This window comes from Streptomyces sp. NPDC026394 (assembly GCF_055567735.1).
The window spans coordinates 48,558-63,522 of the sequence record NZ_JBVHPX010000011.1 but is presented as its reverse complement, the minus strand read 5'-3'; the positions used below and the strand labels follow the sequence as shown (position 1 = coordinate 63,522).

General features: G+C 71.9%; 17 protein-coding genes. 13 read left to right on the top strand and 4 right to left on the bottom strand.

Annotated elements, in window-relative coordinates:
• Positions 1–8: 8 nt before the first annotated feature.
• From ACZ4QV_RS24435 to ACZ4QV_RS24425, 3 genes are all read left to right on the top strand, one after another.
• Complete coding sequence (locus tag ACZ4QV_RS24435; protein ID WP_030375788.1) at positions 9–227, top strand: hypothetical protein; 219 nt, start codon at positions 9–11, stop codon at positions 225–227.
• Positions 224–601 carry a hypothetical protein gene (locus tag ACZ4QV_RS24430; protein WP_361142827.1) on the top strand — a complete coding sequence of 126 codons (378 nt, stop codon included), beginning with the start codon at positions 224–226 and terminating at the stop codon, positions 599–601. Before ACZ4QV_RS24435 ends, ACZ4QV_RS24430 begins: the two co-directional genes overlap by 4 nt.
• 171 nt (positions 602–772) lie before the next feature.
• Complete coding sequence (locus tag ACZ4QV_RS24425) at positions 773–1,540, top strand: M23 family metallopeptidase (RefSeq protein WP_361142824.1); 768 nt, start codon at positions 773–775, stop codon at positions 1,538–1,540.
• Between the two features lie 16 nt (positions 1,541–1,556).
• On the opposite strand, the gene ACZ4QV_RS24420 is transcribed toward ACZ4QV_RS24425, so the two are convergent.
• The 3 genes from ACZ4QV_RS24420 to ACZ4QV_RS24410 are packed head-to-tail and all read right to left on the bottom strand — an operon-like array spanning position 1,557 to position 4,956.
• Positions 1,557–2,303, bottom strand: coding sequence for a succinate dehydrogenase/fumarate reductase iron-sulfur subunit (locus ACZ4QV_RS24420; RefSeq protein ID WP_361142821.1), 747 nt, complete (start codon positions 2,301–2,303; stop codon positions 1,557–1,559).
• Complete coding sequence (locus ACZ4QV_RS24415) at positions 2,300–4,249, bottom strand: fumarate reductase/succinate dehydrogenase flavoprotein subunit (protein ID WP_361588284.1); 1,950 nt, start codon at positions 4,247–4,249, stop codon at positions 2,300–2,302. Before ACZ4QV_RS24415 ends, ACZ4QV_RS24420 begins: the two co-directional genes overlap by 4 nt.
• A 2-nt stretch (positions 4,250–4,251) precedes the next feature.
• Entirely contained in the window at positions 4,252–4,956 is a 705-nt protein-coding gene (locus ACZ4QV_RS24410) for a succinate dehydrogenase cytochrome b subunit (protein ID WP_361142815.1), read from the bottom strand.
• A gap of 95 nt (positions 4,957–5,051) precedes the next feature.
• Between ACZ4QV_RS24410 and ACZ4QV_RS24405 the strand changes: the two genes are divergently transcribed.
• The 6 genes from ACZ4QV_RS24405 (at position 5,052) to ACZ4QV_RS24380 (ending at position 10,781) form a co-directional block, all read left to right on the top strand.
• Entirely contained in the window at positions 5,052–5,954 is a 903-nt protein-coding gene (locus tag ACZ4QV_RS24405) for a LysR family transcriptional regulator (protein WP_361142812.1), read from the top strand.
• A 285-nt stretch (positions 5,955–6,239) separates the two neighbouring features.
• The gene (locus tag ACZ4QV_RS24400; RefSeq protein ID WP_361142809.1) at positions 6,240–6,806 is read left to right on the top strand and encodes a phosphoribosyltransferase family protein; all 567 of its coding nucleotides are present in this window, start codon (positions 6,240–6,242) and stop codon (positions 6,804–6,806) included.
• A 129-nt stretch (positions 6,807–6,935) separates the two neighbouring features.
• Positions 6,936–7,904: a PLP-dependent cysteine synthase family protein gene (locus ACZ4QV_RS24395; RefSeq protein ID WP_361142806.1), complete on the top strand. Its 969-nt coding sequence runs from the start codon at positions 6,936–6,938 to the stop codon at positions 7,902–7,904.
• Complete coding sequence (locus ACZ4QV_RS24390) at positions 7,901–8,599, top strand: YggS family pyridoxal phosphate-dependent enzyme (RefSeq protein WP_361142803.1); 699 nt, start codon at positions 7,901–7,903, stop codon at positions 8,597–8,599. Before ACZ4QV_RS24395 ends, ACZ4QV_RS24390 begins: the two co-directional genes overlap by 4 nt.
• Before the next feature lie 9 nt (positions 8,600–8,608).
• Positions 8,609–9,544: an EamA family transporter gene (locus tag ACZ4QV_RS24385; RefSeq protein WP_361142801.1), complete on the top strand. Its 936-nt coding sequence runs from the start codon at positions 8,609–8,611 to the stop codon at positions 9,542–9,544.
• Positions 9,525–10,781: an ATP-grasp domain-containing protein gene (locus ACZ4QV_RS24380; protein WP_361142799.1), complete on the top strand. Its 1,257-nt coding sequence runs from the start codon at positions 9,525–9,527 to the stop codon at positions 10,779–10,781. Before ACZ4QV_RS24385 ends, ACZ4QV_RS24380 begins: the two co-directional genes overlap by 20 nt.
• Before the next feature lie 45 nt (positions 10,782–10,826).
• Here the strand turns inward: ACZ4QV_RS24380 and ACZ4QV_RS24375 are convergent, their stop codons facing one another.
• A complete protein-coding gene (locus ACZ4QV_RS24375) occupies positions 10,827–11,459 on the bottom strand; it encodes a TIGR03085 family metal-binding protein (RefSeq protein ID WP_361142796.1) in 633 nt (210 codons plus the stop codon).
• A 314-nt stretch (positions 11,460–11,773) separates the two neighbouring features.
• On the opposite strand from ACZ4QV_RS24375, the gene hisI reads away from it, so the two are divergent.
• The 4 genes from hisI to ACZ4QV_RS24355 all read left to right on the top strand — a co-directional run bounded on the left by hisI (position 11,774) and on the right by ACZ4QV_RS24355 (position 14,775).
• Entirely contained in the window at positions 11,774–12,139 is a 366-nt protein-coding gene (gene hisI / locus ACZ4QV_RS24370) for a phosphoribosyl-AMP cyclohydrolase (protein ID WP_125056869.1), read from the top strand.
• A gap of 10 nt (positions 12,140–12,149) precedes the next feature.
• A complete protein-coding gene (locus ACZ4QV_RS24365; RefSeq protein ID WP_361588280.1) occupies positions 12,150–13,673 on the top strand; it encodes an anthranilate synthase component I in 1,524 nt (507 codons plus the stop codon).
• Between the two features lie 107 nt (positions 13,674–13,780).
• The gene (locus tag ACZ4QV_RS24360; RefSeq protein ID WP_467763406.1) at positions 13,781–14,443 is read left to right on the top strand and encodes a TIGR02234 family membrane protein; all 663 of its coding nucleotides are present in this window, start codon (positions 13,781–13,783) and stop codon (positions 14,441–14,443) included.
• Between the two features lie 86 nt (positions 14,444–14,529).
• Entirely contained in the window at positions 14,530–14,775 is a 246-nt protein-coding gene (locus tag ACZ4QV_RS24355) for an HGxxPAAW family protein (protein WP_361142790.1), read from the top strand.
• Positions 14,776–14,965: the final 190 nt, after the last annotated feature.

Sequence of the window (14,965 nt, the reverse complement as noted above, 5' to 3'; positions counted from 1 at the left end):
CTGCGCACATGCCTGGAATCACGATTGAGTTCACCGAGGAAGAGCTGGCCGAGCTGCGCGCCGAGGCCAAGGAGCAGGGCGTCGCGATCAAGCGGCTGGCGCACGGAATACTGACCGAGAGCGTGGTGCGGCGGCGGCAGAAGCAGCGGTTCGTCGAGGGAGCCACGAAGAAGGCGCTGGAGTACAAGGCCGAATTCGAACAGGTCTTCCCGGAAGGCCTGCGGTGATCCTCCACGCCGACGCCGGGTGGATCCTCAACGTACAGATCGAGGTCTCGCCCGAGAACACCCCCGTACGGGACTGGGGTGCTCTGTACTGCATGGCCCAGCGTCATCAGTACGAACGCTTCGCGGGAGAGGCGTACTACGAGGAAACGGCCACCCGGGCCGCCAGCTTCCTGCACACGGCGCTGCTCCTGCAGCCGTTCTCGGACTACAACGCCGCGATCGGGGCGGCCTGTGCCGAAACATACATGGCGGAGTCCGGTGAACCGGTTGCTCCGCCGCTGGGTGCGATGGCGCATCTGGTGCGCGAGTTGCGCAGCGGTGAAGCCGGTTTGCTGGAAACGGCACTGCGCCTGCGTGACTGGAAAGTGAAGTAGGACGTAACCAGGTGCGGCTCGCGCGGTGAGTGACCGCGCGGACCCCGGCGCGTAACGGGCCCATCGGGACAGCCGCTGACCGATTCTCCCGTGGTGCTTGTGTTCATGGACGGGGGCTCCCTACCGTTCTCGCGTTCGGATCCCGGATGCCCACCGGAAGGACGCCCCGCCATGATGTTCTCCCCGACCGGCCGTCACCGAGCACCCCGTCGCCGCAGCGGTGCGGGCCGATTACTCACCCGCGCCTCGACCGCGGCCGCCACCCTCGCGCTGCCGGTCGTCGGCGCGTCCGTCGCCTCCGCCGCGGACGGCGGGACGTACACCGTCGCCCCCGGTGACAGCCTCTCCGAGATCGCCGCGAAGCAGGGGGTCAAGGGGGGCTGGACGAAGTTGTACGCGAGCAACCGCTCGGCGGTCGGCGGTGATCCGGACCTGATCAAGGTCGGTACGAAACTGAAGCTGAGCGGTACGGCCGCGGCCCCGCAACGGCGCGCCTCCCGCGCCGCCGAGCGGCCCGCCGCGCGTGCCGCGGGCGGGGACGCCGTACGGCCCGTCAGAGCGGGCACGCTCACCGCCGGGTTCGGGGCCGGTGGCGGCCACTGGGCCAACGGGCACACCGGGCAGGACTTCGCCGTGCCCGTCGGCACCGCCGTCCGCGCCGCCCGCGGCGGGACCGTCGTGAAGGCGGGCTGGGGCGGCGCGTTCGGGTACGAGGTCGTCATCCGGCACCACAGCGGGTCGTACACGCAGTACGCGCATCTGTCGCAGATCCGGGTGCCGGTGGGCGCCACCGTCGGCGCCGGTGAGCGCATCGGGCGGTCCGGCGCCACCGGCAACGTCACCGGACCGCATCTGCACTTCGAGGTACGGTCGACGCCCGCCTACGGGTCGGCGGTGGACCCGATGGCCTGGCTGCGCCGGCACGGGGCGTTCGACTGAGGTGAAGGCTTGCGCTTCACCGCCTGCCCTTGCGGGCCGCCCGTACGTACTCGCGGTTCATCTTGGTGATGCTGAACAGCGGGATGCCCTTCGGACAGGCGGTGGCGCACTCCCCGGCGAGGGTGCAGCCGCCGAAGCCCTCGTCGTCCATGGTGGTGACCATGTCCAGCACCCGGGACTCGCGTTCGGGCGTGCCCTGCGGGAGGACGTTGAGGTGGTTGACCTTCGCCGAGGTGAACAGCATCGCCGAGCCGTTCGGGCAGGCCGCCACGCACGCGCCGCAGCCGATGCACTCGGCGTGCTCGAAGGCGAAGTCGGCGTCCGGCTTCGGTACGGGCGTGGCGTGCGCCTCGGGCGCTGCGCCCGTCGGCGCGGTGATGTAGCCGCCGGACTGGATGATCCGGTCGAACGCGGACCGGTCGACGACCAGGTCCCGTACGACGGGGAAGGCGGCCGCGCGCCACGGCTCGACGTCGATCGTGTCGCCGTCCCGGAAGGACCGCATGTGGAGCTGGCAACTGGTGGTGCGCTCCGGGCCGTGCGCCTCGCCGTTGATGACCAGGCTGCACGCGCCGCAGATGCCCTCGCGGCAGTCGTGGTCGAAGGCGACGGGATCGTCGCCCTTGAGGATGAGTTCCTCGTTGAGGGTGTCGAGCATCTCCAGGAAGGACATGTCGGGGGAGATGCCGTCCACGTCGTAGGTGGACATGCCGCCGTCGGCGTCGGCGTCGCGCTGCCGCCAGACGCGCAGGGTGAGCTTCATGCGTAGCTCCGCTGGGTGGGGTGGACGTACTCGAAGACCAGGTCTTCCTTGTGCAGGACGGGTGCGGCACCGGTGCCGGTGAACTCCCAGGCGGCCGCGTAGGAGAACGCCTCGTCGCGGCGCTCGGCCTCGCCGTCGGGGGTCTGCGACTCCTCGCGGAAGTGGCCGCCGCAGGACTCGGCGCGGTGCAGCGCGTCGAGGCACATCAGCTCGGCCAGTTCCAGGTAGTCGACGATGCGGTTGGCCTTCTCCAGGGACTGGTTGAGCTCTTCGCCGGTTCCGGGCACCTTGATCCGGCGCCAGAACTCCTCGCGGATCTGCGGGATGCGGTCGAGCGCCTTGCGCAGGCCGGTCTCCGTACGGGCCATGCCGCACAGTTCCCACATCAGTTCGCCCAGTTCGCGGTGGAAGGAGTCGGGGGTGCGGTCGCCGTCGACGGCCAGGAGGAGGTTGAGCTGGTCCTCCGTCTCGGCGAGGGCTTCCTGGACGGCGGGGTGGCCGGCGGTGACCTCGTCGTGGTGCGGGTTGCGGGCCAGGTAGTCGTTGATCGTGGACGGCAGCACGAAGTAGCCGTCGGCGAGGCCCTGCATGAGGGCGGACGCGCCGAGCCGGTTGGCGCCGTGGTCGGAGAAGTTGGCCTCCCCGACGGCGAACAGGCCGGGCACGGTGGTCTGGAGGTCGTAGTCGACCCACAGGCCGCCCATCGTGTAGTGCACGGCGGGGTAGATCCGCATCGGGACCTCGTACGGGTTCTCCGCGGTGATCCGCTCGTACATGTCGAAGAGGTTGCCGTACCTGTCCTCGACGGCCTTGCGGCCCATCCGGGCGATGGCGTCGGCGAAGTCCAGGTAGACGCCCTGGCCGCCGGGGCCGACGCCGCGTCCCTCGTCGCACACGTTCTTGGCGGCGCGGGAGGCGATGTCGCGGGGGACGAGGTTGCCGAAGGAGGGGTAGATCCGCTCCAGGTAGTAGTCGCGTTCCGCCTCGGGGATCTTGTGGGGCGGGCGGTCGTCCCCCTTGGTCTTCGGCACCCAGATGCGGCCGTCGTTGCGCAGCGACTCGCTCATCAGCGTCAGCTTGGACTGGTGGTCGCCGGTGCGCGGGATGCAGGTGGGGTGGATCTGGGTGAAGCAGGGGTTGGCGAAGTACGCGCCGCGCCGGTGGGCGCGCCAGATCGCGGTGGCGTTGGAGTTCATGGCGTTGGTCGACAGGTAGAAGACGTTGCCGTAGCCGCCGGTGGCGAGGACCACGGCGTCCGCGAAGTACGTGTCGATCCGGCCGGTGATCAGGTCGCGGGCCACGATGCCGCGGGCCCGGCCGTCGACGACGATCAGGTCCAGCATCTCCGTACGCGGGTGCATCTCGACGTTTCCGGCGGCGATCTGCCGGGAGAGCGCCTGGTAGGCGCCGAGCAGGAGCTGCTGGCCGGTCTGGCCGCGGGCGTAGAACGTACGGGAGACCTGGACACCGCCGAAGGAGCGGGTGTCGAGCAGGCCGCCGTACTCCCGCGCGAAGGGCACGCCCTGGGCCACGCACTGGTCGATGATCTCCACGGAGATCTGCGCCAGGCGGTGCACATTGGACTCGCGGGCCCGGAAGTCGCCGCCCTTGACGGTGTCGTAGAACAGGCGGTGCACGGAGTCGCCGTCGTTGCGGTAGTTCTTCGCGGCGTTGATGCCGCCCTGCGCGGCGATCGAGTGGGCGCGGCGCGGCGAGTCCTGGTAGCAGAACTGGACCACGTGGTAGCCCTGTTCGGCGAGGGTGGCGCCTGCCGAGCCGCCCGCGAGGCCGGTGCCGACGACGATGACGGTGTGCTTGCGGCGGTTGGCCGGGTTGACCAGCTTGGCCTGGAAGCGGCGGGTGTCCCAGCGGTCGGCGACCGGGCCCTCGGGCGCCTTGGTGTCGGCGACCGGCTCCCCGGTCCGGTAATCGGTGTACGTGGTCATGGTCAGCTCACTGCTCCGGTCACGACGGCCACCGGTACGGCGACGAAACCCGCCGTCAGCACCAGGGCGAGGAGGTTGGCGACGGTCTTGAGCACCCGGTCGCGGGCGGCGCTGCCGACGCCCAGCGTCTGCGCGGCGCTCCAGAACCCGTGCCGTACGTGCAGGCCGAGGGCGAGCATCGCCACGATGTAGAGCGTGGTGACGGGCCAGCGGTCGAAGGAGGCGATCAGGTTCTGGTACGGGTGTCCGGCCTCGGCCCGCGGGTTCACCGTCAGCGTCGTCAGGTCCAGGATGTGCCAGACGATGAACAGGGCGAGGATGACGCCGCCCCAGCGCATGGTGCGGGTGGCGTAGCTCTGCCGCGGCTTCTTGTGCACGTACGTGCTCGGTCGCGCCCTGATGTCGCGGCGGCTGAGCTGGAAGGCGGCCACGCCGTGCGTCACGACGGCGGCCAGCAGCACCACCCGGGCGATCCACAGGAACCACTCGTGGTGCAGGAAGGGTTCGCCGACGGTCCGCAGCCAGTGCGCGTAGCCGTTGAGCTCGTCGGGCCCGAAGAAAATCTTGAGGTTGCTCAGCATGTGCGCGACAAGGTACAGCAGCATCACCATGCCGCTGACCGCCATCGCGGTCTTCTTGCCGACGGTCGAGCGCCACAGTAGGCCCGCGAAGGACGGCCGTCGTTCCGTCCGGGTGTCCAGTGCCATGAGTCCCGACGGTAAGGACCGGTCGGCCCATCAGTCCAAGACATGGTCCGGCTCATCTCCATAGGCTCTCTCTATCGCCGCCTATCATCGGCCGTATGCAGCCGCAGCAGCTCCGCTACTTCGTGGCGGTCGCCGACACCCGCCACTTCACCCGCGCCGCCGAGCGCGAGCACGTCGCTCAGCCCTCTCTCTCGCAGCAGATCAAGGCCCTGGAGCGGGAACTGGGCGCCGATCTGTTCCACCGGGCGCGCGGCCACATCACCCTCACCGACGCGGGCCGCACCCTGCTGCCGCTGGCCCGGCGCATCCTCGCCGACACCGAGACCGCCCGGCGCGAGGTGCAGGAGGTCGCGCAGCTCAGGCGCGGCCGGCTGCGGCTCGGCGCGCCGCCCAGCCTGTGCGCGAGCCTGGTCCCGGACGTGCTGAGCGTCTTCCACACCGCCTATCCGGGCGTGGAACTGGTCGTCCACGAGGACGGTTCGCAGGATCTCGTCCGGGTCCTGGCGGCCGGCGAGCTGGACCTCGCCCTCATCATCACGCCCCTGCCGGAACAGGCCCCGGCGCTGGCCACCGCCGAACTGCTGCGCGAGGAACTGGTCGTGGTCTCCGCGCCGGACCGCCCGGCCCCGGTGGGCGGCCGCCGCCGGATGCGCGTCGAGGATCTGCGGGACCGGCCGCTGGCGATGTTCCGGCGCGGCTACGACCTGCGGGAATTCACCACGGCAGCGTGCCGGGCGGCCGGCTTCGAGCCGGTCTTCACCGTGGAGGGCGGCGAGATGGACGCGGTACTGGGCTTCGTACGGGCCGGGCTGGGCGTCGCGGTCGTGCCCAGCATGGTCGCCGAACGCTCGGGGCTGCACGTCACCCGCTTCGCGACGCCGGGCATGCACCGGGTGATCTCGGTGGCACACCGGGGGGACGTCTCACCGCCGCGGGCCGCCCGGGAACTGCGGCGCATCCTGCTGACGCAGTTGGGGCTGGCGCGGCCGGGCGGCTGACGTGCCACGACGTGTCATGGCGCGCCGCCGGCCCCGCCGGGGCCCGGGCGCAGAGCGCTTTTCAGCCATGCGGCCGAGAAAATACGCGCCCCCACCCGGGGTGCTGCCCAGGTGGCAGGGGGCGCGAACCGGCGCGCGGCACAGTGGTCCCAGCGAGAACAGGCTGTTTCCGGGCACAATCCAGGGCGACCATTGCCCTTTCTACGTTTGCGGCGGTAAAAAAGCTGCACTTGCCGAACAACGGCACAGCAATGGGCGCCACGGGGGAAAGGCACAGGACAGCCGATGTTGCTGGAAGAGGTTTACGCGGGCGCGCCGACCGTCAAATCGGGGCGGCATCTCACCACGGTCAACGAATTCACCGACCAGTCACCCGCACTCCGCCCGGAAGTACTCGCGGAGGCGACCAGCCGACTGATCGAACTGGGCAGTTTCGAGACCGGGAAGATCCTGGTCGAGGAGGACAAGGGCGCGATTCTCGGCAGCGCGGTGTCGCTGGCCGTCGGACTGCCGCTCGCCGTCGCCCGCTGGTACACCTACGACCTGAGCGGGCACGGCATCTCGGTGCCCCTGGACAGCGAGTACTTCGCGGGCACGCTCTACGTCAACGGTGTCGAGCCGGGCGACCGGGTGACGATCGTCGACGACACCATCAGCACCGGCGGCACCCTGATCGCCCTGATCGAGGCCGTCCGGGCGGCCGGTGCCCGGGTGGAGGAAGTTCTGGTGGCGGTGGAGAAACCGGAGAACGGCGGCCGGCAGCGGGTCGCCGAGCGCTTCGGCGTCGAGGTCCGCTCGGTCATCCGCATCGCGGTCGACCCGGAGTCCGGACGCGTGGCCGTCCTGGGCTGAACACCGCACGGAGGACGCCGCACGGAGGACGCCGCGCGGGGCAGCCGCCGTACGCCCGTGCGCCGCGCGTCCCCGCTTTCCGCACGTATGCCGGAACACCACCGTTCACACCCGCCCGAGGAGTTTCGTGTGAGCACGACCAGCCCCGGCGCCGAGACCGGCCGCACGCCGCTGTACGAACTACGCCACATCGCCGAGCCCGGAGCCGCCCGCATATTCGCCAAATGTGAATTCCGTAATCCCACCGGAAGTCACAAGGACCGGGTCTTCTCCTACATGATCGATGAACTGGAGCGGGCCGGGACGATCAGCCCCGGAATGACCTTGGTCGAATGTTCGACCGGAAATGGCGGCGCCGCCCTCTCCCGGGTCGGCGCCCAACGCGGATACCGCATTGTCATCATCATGCCGGAAGGCATGACCGAAGAACGCAGGAAACAGATCGCGTCCTGGGGCGGGACGGTCGTGGAGACCTCCGCCGACGGCTTCCTGCTGGAGGGCGAGGAGACCGCCCGGCGGTACGTGGCCGAACATCTCGGCAGCCACTTCCTCGACCAGTCCACCAACCAGCTCAACTGGCGCGCCTGGCGCTCCTGCGGCCGCGAACTCGTCGCCGACCTGCGCGCGGCGGGCGGGACTCCCGGCCACTTCGTCTGCTCCGTCGGCACCGGCGGCACCTTCACCGGCATCGCCGACGTCCTCAAGAGCACGTACCCCGCCCTGCGGACCCGGGCCGTCGAGGTGGACCGCTCGGCCGCCCTGTACGCCAAGCGCCACGGCCTGCCCTTCGAGCACCACAGCCACAACCTGATGGGCCTGGGACCGGGCAAGGTACCGGCCAACCTGCGCGAGGAACTCGTCGACGAGGTCGAACTGATCACCGGCGACGACGGCTGGAACACCATGAAACGCCTCATCTCCGAGGAAGGGCTGCCCGTCGGGCCCACCGCGGGCGGCAACATCTTCGCCGCCCAGCGGCTGGCCAGGACCCTGCCGCCCGAAGAGATCGTGCTCACCGTGCTGTTCGACTCCGCCTGGAAGTACCTCAGCATCTGGGACGGCCGCTACGAGCAGTACGGGGCGGGGACGGACTCATGAGCGCCGAGCAGCTCTCCACGGCGGAACCGGACCTCGCGGCGCGCCTGGCCGCCGTCACCGCCCGGCTGGACCTGGCCTGTACGCGGGCCGGGGTGCCGCCCCGGGACGTACGGTTCGTCGCCGTCAGCAAGTTCCACGGCGCGCCCGCGATCGCCGCTGCTCTGGAGGCCGGGCACCGGCACTTCGGCGAGAGCCGGGTGCAGGAGGCGCAGGGCAAGTGGCCGCCGCTGCGCGAGCGCCACCCCGGCACCCTGCTCCACCTCATCGGCCCGTTGCAGACCAACAAGGCCGCGGCGGCCGTCCGCGCGTTCGACGTGCTGCACAGTGTGGACCGGCCGCGCCTGGCCGCGGCCCTGGCCGCCGCCATGGACCGCACCGGGCGCCGCCCGGACTGCTTCGTCCAGGTCAACACCGGCGGTGAACCGCACAAGAGCGGCGTGCCCGTAGCCGAGGCGGACGCGTTCGTCACGGAGTGCGTGGACACCTACGGCCTGCCCGTCGTCGGCCTGATGTGCATCCCGCCCTACGGGAGCGACCCCCGCCCGCACTTCAGGACGCTGCGCGCGCTGGCGGCCGCGTCGGGCCTGCGGCAGCTCAGCATGGGGATGAGCGCCGACTTCGAGACCGCGGTGGCCGAGGGCGCGACCACGGTGCGGGTCGGCGAGGCGGTCTTCGGGCCGCGCCCGCGGTACTGAGGAGGTGCCGTGACCGCGCTGTTCGTCTTCAGCCTGTTCTCCGCCCTGGTGGACGTCTTCGCCTCCGAACGCCTGCAGCACGTGGACCCGGGGAGCGTGGCCGCGGTCGCCTTCACCCTGACCGGGGCGTTCTTCTGCCTGCTCACCGCCGTCCGGCTGCGCCCGGCCCGGCTGCTGGCCGTCGTCCGGGCGCACGCCGTCGACCTCCTCGTCCTCAACATCACCACCGCCGTGACCTGGCTGACGCTCCTGTACGCCCTCAAGCTCATGGAGCCGGCCGTCACCAACGTCGTGTCCATCGCCATCGGCCCCGCCTTCACCGTCCTCCTCCAGGCCCTGTGGTGGAAGCGGGACCGCGTCCTGCCCGGCGAGCTGCTGTCCGCGATCGGCATCCTGCTCACCCTGGCCGGGCTGGTCTGGGCGTCGCTGGACGGCCGCAGCGGCGTCGGCGACCGGGCCGCCCTGGCCATGACGCTGGGCCTGTGCGCCGCGGTCGCCTCCGGCGCCGGCGGGGCCGCCAACGTCGTCTTCTCCGCCCGCCTGGGCGCGGCCGGGGTGGACGTACCGACCGTCATGGGGCTGCGGTTCGGCCTGGTGGCGGCGGTCGGCTGGACGCTGGCGTCCTTCTCCGGGGCCGAGCAACTGGGCCGGGCGCTGGTGCCCGGCGCGGTGGTGGCCGTCATCGGCGTCTCGATCCCCGCCTATCTGGTGCAGATCGGGGTGCGGAAGGTGACGCCGATGACCGCCTCCATGATCTGCGCGCTCGCCCCCGCCATGACCCTCCTCGTCCAGCTGGCCGACTCCCGGCTGACGTTCTCGGTGCCGTCGACCCTCGGCATCGCCGTGATCACCGTCTTCATCGCGATCGGGCTGCTGGCCCGCCGGGGCGCGCCCCCGGCCGCGGTGGCGCAGGAAAGCAGGACCCATGCAGTGTCTGATCGTTGACGCCTACTCCACCGGCCGCTTCCTGCCCGCCGCCCTCGCCGGACACGGCGTCAAGTGCGTCCACGTGCAGAGCACCCCGGCCCTTCCCGCCCACCTCCTGCGGACCTTCCCGCAGGGCGCCTTCACCGAATGCCTGGTGCACGACGGCGACCTGGAGGCGCTGCTGGACGCGGTGCGCCCGGCCGCCCCCGCCTTCGTCCTGCCCGGCAACGAGAGCGGCGTCGACCTCGCCGACACCCTCGCCCGCCGCCTCGGCCTGCCCGGCAACGCCCCGGACGAGCGGCGGGTACGGCGTGACAAGTACGACATGGCGATGGCCGTCCGGGCCCACGGGCTGCGCGCCCCCGACACCCTGCGCACCTCCCGCTTCGACACCGCCCTCGGCTGGGCACGGGCCCACGGCCGCTGGCCGCTGGTCGTCAAGCCCGCCGACAGCGCGGGCACCGACAACGTCTTCTTCTGCGCCGACCCGGTCGAACTGTGCACCTCCTTCGGCCACATCCTCAGCTCGTCCAACATCCAGGGCAACCGCAACAGGACCGTCGTCCTCCAGGAACACCTGACGGGCACCGAGTACTTCGCCAACACCGTCAGTGCCGACGGCCGCCACCACATCGCCGAGATCTGGCGCTACCACAAGCGGCGCGGCCGCAGCGGGGCGGCGATCTACGACTACGAGGAGCCGCTGACCGCGCACGACCCCGCTGCCGCCGCCCTCGCCCCGTACCTGCTGGGCGTCCTGGACGCGCTCGGCGTGCGGTGGGGGCCCGCACACTCGGAGGTCATGCTGACCGACGAGGGGCCCGTCCTGATCGAGACCGGCGCCCGGCTGGCCGGCAGCATCCTGCCGCACGTGGTCAGCCGCTGCTTCGGCACCAACCACGTGGAACTGACCGCCCTGGCCGGCAGCGACCCGGCGGCCTTCGCCGCCCGCACCGCCGTCCCGGCCGAGCCGCGCACCGGACTGCGCTACGTCTCGCTGATCTCCCCGTTCGCGGGGCGGCTGACGTCCCTGGACGGCTTCGAGCGGCTGCGCGAGCTGCCGTCGTACGCCGACCACCACCTCGGCGTCCGGGCCGGCGACTTCCTCAGCCCCACGGTGGACTCGGCGACGTCACCCGGCGTCTGCTACCTCCTGCACGAGGACGAGCGGCAGATAGAGACCGACTACCGGCGGCTGCGCGCGCTGGAACTCCAGGAGACGGGCGGGCTCTACGAGGTCGACAGGGAACGGTGAACGCGGTGCCCGGGGGCCGTCGGAGCGGCCCCCGGGCCCGCCTGCCTACAGGCCGAGCCCGGCCTCCAGAACCTTGGCCACCGCGTCCTTGTCCCCGTCCAACTGCACATCGGCCACCGTCTGCCGTCCGAACGTGAACAGCAGCAGCTCGCCCGGCTCACCGGTGGCCGTGACGACCGGCGTGCCCCGGTGGGCCACCGCGGTCCGGCCGTCCGGCCGCCGCAGCACCAGCCCCACCGGCGACTTGCGCCCCAGCAGCCGCGCCATCTTCTCCAGGCGGGACCACAGGGCGTCCGAGAAGACCGGGTCCAGCTCACGCGGCGTCCAGTCGGGCCGCGCCCGCCGTACGTCCTCGGAGTGGATGAAGAACTCGACCGTGTTGGACGCCTCGTCGAGCTGCTTGAGCGAGAACGGCGACAGCTTGGGCGGACCGGTCCTGATCAGTTGCAGCAACTCCTCGAACGGCTTGGCGGCGAACTCCCGCTGCACCCGCTCCAGGCGGCTCGCCAGCGGTTTGAGGACCAGGCCGCCGGCGGCGTCCGCACGCCGCTCGCGCACCACGACGTGTGCGGCGAGGTCCCGTGCGGTCCAGCCCTCGCACAGCGTCGGCGCCTCGGGCCCGGCGCTCTCCAACAGGTCGGCAAGCAGCAGCCGTTCGCGCTTCGCATGGGTCGACATACGCCCACCCTACGACCGGGGCGCGGCGGGTGCCACGGCGCCGCGCTCCGGACACGGCGCCGGGTTTGTCCGGATGCGCGGCCGGACACCGGCCCACCGTACGGTGCCGGCCCCGCGTCCCGGCCGTACGGCGTCAGCCCCGCAGCAGCAGGACGACCGTGACCAGCAGCCCGGCGGCGAAGATCGCGAACAGCACCGCCGACGCGACCTTCGCCGTGCGGTCGGCGTCCGGAGGCGGCGGTTGGCGGGTCATGGAGGCAGGATGCCGTACGCCACCCGCACCGCGCGCCGCCGGCGCACGGCACAATGGACGTATGAGCAGCCGCGTCCTGAACTCCCAGCTCGACCCGGCCGTCGCCGCCCGCCTCAAGCGCGACGCCGACGGTCTGGTCCCCGCCATCGCCCAGCAGTACGACACCGGCGAGGTGCTGATGCTCGGCTGGATGGACGACGAGGCGCTGCACCGCACCCTCACCACCGGCCGCTGCACGTACTGGAGCCGCAGCCGCCAGGAATACTGGGTCAAGGGCGACACTTCCGGCCACGTCCAGCACGTGAAGTCCGTCGCCCTGGACTGCGACGCGGACACGGTCTTGGTCAAGGTCGACCAGGTCGGCGCGGCCTGTCACACCGGAGCCCGTACCTGCTTCGATGAGGATGTGCTCACCGAAGGGCAGTAGGCTCCGCGCCATGACCTCGGGAACCACCGGCACCGCCACGCCAGACCTGGAGAACTTCCGTACGCTCGCCAAGGACCGGCGGGTCATCCCCGTCACCCGGCGCCTGCTCGCCGACGGCGACACCCCGGTGGGCCTCTACCGCAAACTGGCCGCCGAACGTCCGGGCACCTTCCTGCTCGAATCGGCCGAGAACGGCCGCACCTGGTCCCGGTATTCCTTCATCGGCGTCCGCAGCGCCGCCACCCTGACCGTGCGCGACGGGCAGGCCCACTGGCTGGGCACCCCGCCGGTCGGCATGCCCGCCGGCGGCGACCCGCTCGCCGCGCTCCGCACCACCGTCGAGGCGCTGCACACCCCGCGCGACCTGATCGAGGGCCAGGGCCTGCCGCCCTTCACCGGCGGCATGGTCGGCTACCTCGGCTACGACATCGTGCGCCGGCTGGAGAAGATCGGCGACAGCACCGCGGACGACCTCGGCCTGCCCGAGCTGACCATGCTGCTCACCTCCGACCTGGCCGTACTGGACCACTGGAACGGCACGGTCCTGCTGATCGCCAACGCCATCAACCACAACGACCTGGACACCGGCGTGGACGAGGCGTACGCGGACGCCGTGGCCCGGCTGGACGCGATGGCCTACGACCTGGCCCGCCCGGCCCCCGCGAGCGCCGCGGCCCTGCCGCCCTCCGAACTGCCCCCGTACACCGCGCAGTGGGGCGGCCCCGCCTACCAGGAGGCGGTCGAGAACGTGAAGGAGCGCATCCGCGCGGGCGACGCCTTCCAGGTCGTGCCCTCGCAGCGCTTCGAAACCGCCTGCACCGCCTCCGCGTTGGACGTCTACCGGGTGCTGCGGGCCACCAACCCCAGCCCGTACATGTACCTGCTCCGCTTCGAGGACGGCATCGACATCGTCGGCTCCAGCCCCGAGGCGCTGGTCAAGGTCGAGAACGGGCAGGCCACGCTGCACCCCATCGCGGGCACCCGGCCGCGCGGCGCGACCGTCCCCGAGGACCAGGCCCTCGCCGACGAGCTGATGGCCGACCCCAAGGAACGCGCCGAGCACCTGATGCTCGTCGACCTCGGCCGCAACGACCTGGGCCGGGTCTGCGAGCCCGGCAGCGTCGAGGTCGTCGACTTCATGTCCGTCGAGCGCTACAGCCATGTCATGCACATCGTCTCCACCGTGACCGGGCGGCTGGCGCCCGGCCGTACCGCCTTCGACGTGCTCACCGCCTGCTTCCCCGCGGGCACCCTCTCCGGCGCCCCCAAGCCGCGCGCGATGCAGATCATCGAGGAGCTGGAGCCGACCCGGCGCGGCCTGTACGGCGGCTGCGTCGGCTACCTGGACTTCGCCGGCGACTCCGACACCGCCATCGCGATCCGTACCGCGCTGCTGCGGGACGGCACCGCGTACGTCCAGGCCGGCGCGGGCGTCGTCGCGGACTCCGACCCGGTGGCGGAGGACACGGAGTGCCGCAACAAGGCGGCCGCCGTGCTGCGGGCCGTGCACACGGCCAACGGACTGGGGGCCTGAGCGGGGTCATGGGCAGGGGTCTTCGGACCGGTGCCTGAGCAGGGCCCGCACGGGGTGGGGGGACCGCGCGGAGGAAGCGGGCGCGCCGCCTCCGTACAGTGGTGGGTGTGACTGCCGTAGACCCTTCCCGTACCGGCGCGACAGTGTCCTCGTCGTCCTTGTCGTCCTCGCCGCCCAAGCCCGCACGCAGCGGCAGGAGCCTGGCCCTCGCGCTGATCGCCGGCGCGGCCGGCGCCGCCGTCGTGCTGCTGGCCTCCGGCCGCACCTGGGCGAAGGCCACCGCCGTCGTCGCCCAGGGACAACTGCCGCAGACCGCGTCGGGGCAGGACGTCACGGGCGTGCCCGGGGCGCTCGCCATCGTCGGGCTCGCCGCCCTGGTCGCCCTCTTCGCCGTCCGCGGCGCGGGCCGGACGGCGGTCGCCGTGCTGCTCGCCCTCAGCGGCCTGGGCACCGTCGTCGGCGCGTACCTCGGTATCTCCGACACCGCCGCGCTCCGCGAGAAGGCGGCCACCGCGACCGGACTGTCCGACGCCGGCGTGCAGGACGTCTCGCACACCTTCTGGCCCTGGGTGGCGGTCGCCGGCGGCCTCCTGCTGCTGGTCGCGGGGGTGCTGGCGCTGCTGTACGGGCGCCACTGGCCCGCGATGTCCGCGCGCTACGAGCGCGCCGGCGCGGCTCCCCGCGGCCCGCGCCGCTCCGCCGCCGCCGACCCGGACCGCCCGGAAGAGATGTGGAAGTCCCTGGACCGGGGCGAGGACCCGACCCGGTAGTGGCCGCACCCCGGCCATCGGGGACAATGGACCGCGAGGGATCACCGCGCCCCGACTCAGGCGCGAAAAAGCTACGAGGAGCACTCATGTCGAGCAGTGGCCACGGACACACTCCCGCCGCCTGGACCGGCGTCATCATCTCGTTCATCGGCTTCTGCGTCGCCGGCGCCTTCATCGTGCTGGCGAACGTGCCCGGCTTCTGGGCGGGCATGGTCCTGATCGGCCTCGGTGCCGTCGTGGGCGGTGTGATGCGCCTGGCCGGGATGGGCCAGGGCGGCAAGAAGGGCTCGACCGCCCACGGTCAGGCCAGGGTCCGGCCCCAGGAGGGCTGAGTCCCCGCCGGGCCTGGCCCGGCGACAGCGGATCCTGCGACGGCGCGGCCTCGTGGCCCGTACGGAGAGGTGCCCCGGTGGCGCCACCCGTGCGGCGGCCCGGGACCGCGCCGTTCGCCTGTCCGGCGGCGTCGGGGCGGTCGGGACGGTCTGGACGGTCGCCCGTACGGCGGCCGCCGCGCTGCGTCCC

Coding starts and splice junctions, on each gene's coding strand:
- ACZ4QV_RS24435 (WP_030375788.1), top strand. CDS start 9: ATGCCTGGAATCACGATTGAGTTCACCGAGGAAGAGCTGGCCGAGCTG.
- ACZ4QV_RS24425 (WP_361142824.1), top strand. CDS start 773: ATGATGTTCTCCCCGACCGGCCGTCACCGAGCACCCCGTCGCCGCAGC.
- ACZ4QV_RS24420 (WP_361142821.1), bottom strand. CDS start 2,303: ATGAAGCTCACCCTGCGCGTCTGGCGGCAGCGCGACGCCGACGCCGAC.
- ACZ4QV_RS24415 (WP_361588284.1), bottom strand. CDS start 4,249: ATGACCACGTACACCGATTACCGGACCGGGGAGCCGGTCGCCGACACC.
- ACZ4QV_RS24410 (WP_361142815.1), bottom strand. CDS start 4,956: ATGGCACTGGACACCCGGACGGAACGACGGCCGTCCTTCGCGGGCCTA.
- ACZ4QV_RS24405 (WP_361142812.1), top strand. CDS start 5,052: ATGCAGCCGCAGCAGCTCCGCTACTTCGTGGCGGTCGCCGACACCCGC.
- ACZ4QV_RS24400 (WP_361142809.1), top strand. CDS start 6,240: ATGTTGCTGGAAGAGGTTTACGCGGGCGCGCCGACCGTCAAATCGGGG.
- ACZ4QV_RS24390 (WP_361142803.1), top strand. CDS start 7,901: ATGAGCGCCGAGCAGCTCTCCACGGCGGAACCGGACCTCGCGGCGCGC.
- ACZ4QV_RS24380 (WP_361142799.1), top strand. CDS start 9,525: ATGCAGTGTCTGATCGTTGACGCCTACTCCACCGGCCGCTTCCTGCCC.
- ACZ4QV_RS24375 (WP_361142796.1), bottom strand. CDS start 11,459: ATGTCGACCCATGCGAAGCGCGAACGGCTGCTGCTTGCCGACCTGTTG.
- hisI (WP_125056869.1), top strand. CDS start 11,774: ATGAGCAGCCGCGTCCTGAACTCCCAGCTCGACCCGGCCGTCGCCGCC.
- ACZ4QV_RS24365 (WP_361588280.1), top strand. CDS start 12,150: ATGACCTCGGGAACCACCGGCACCGCCACGCCAGACCTGGAGAACTTC.
- ACZ4QV_RS24355 (WP_361142790.1), top strand. CDS start 14,530: ATGTCGAGCAGTGGCCACGGACACACTCCCGCCGCCTGGACCGGCGTC.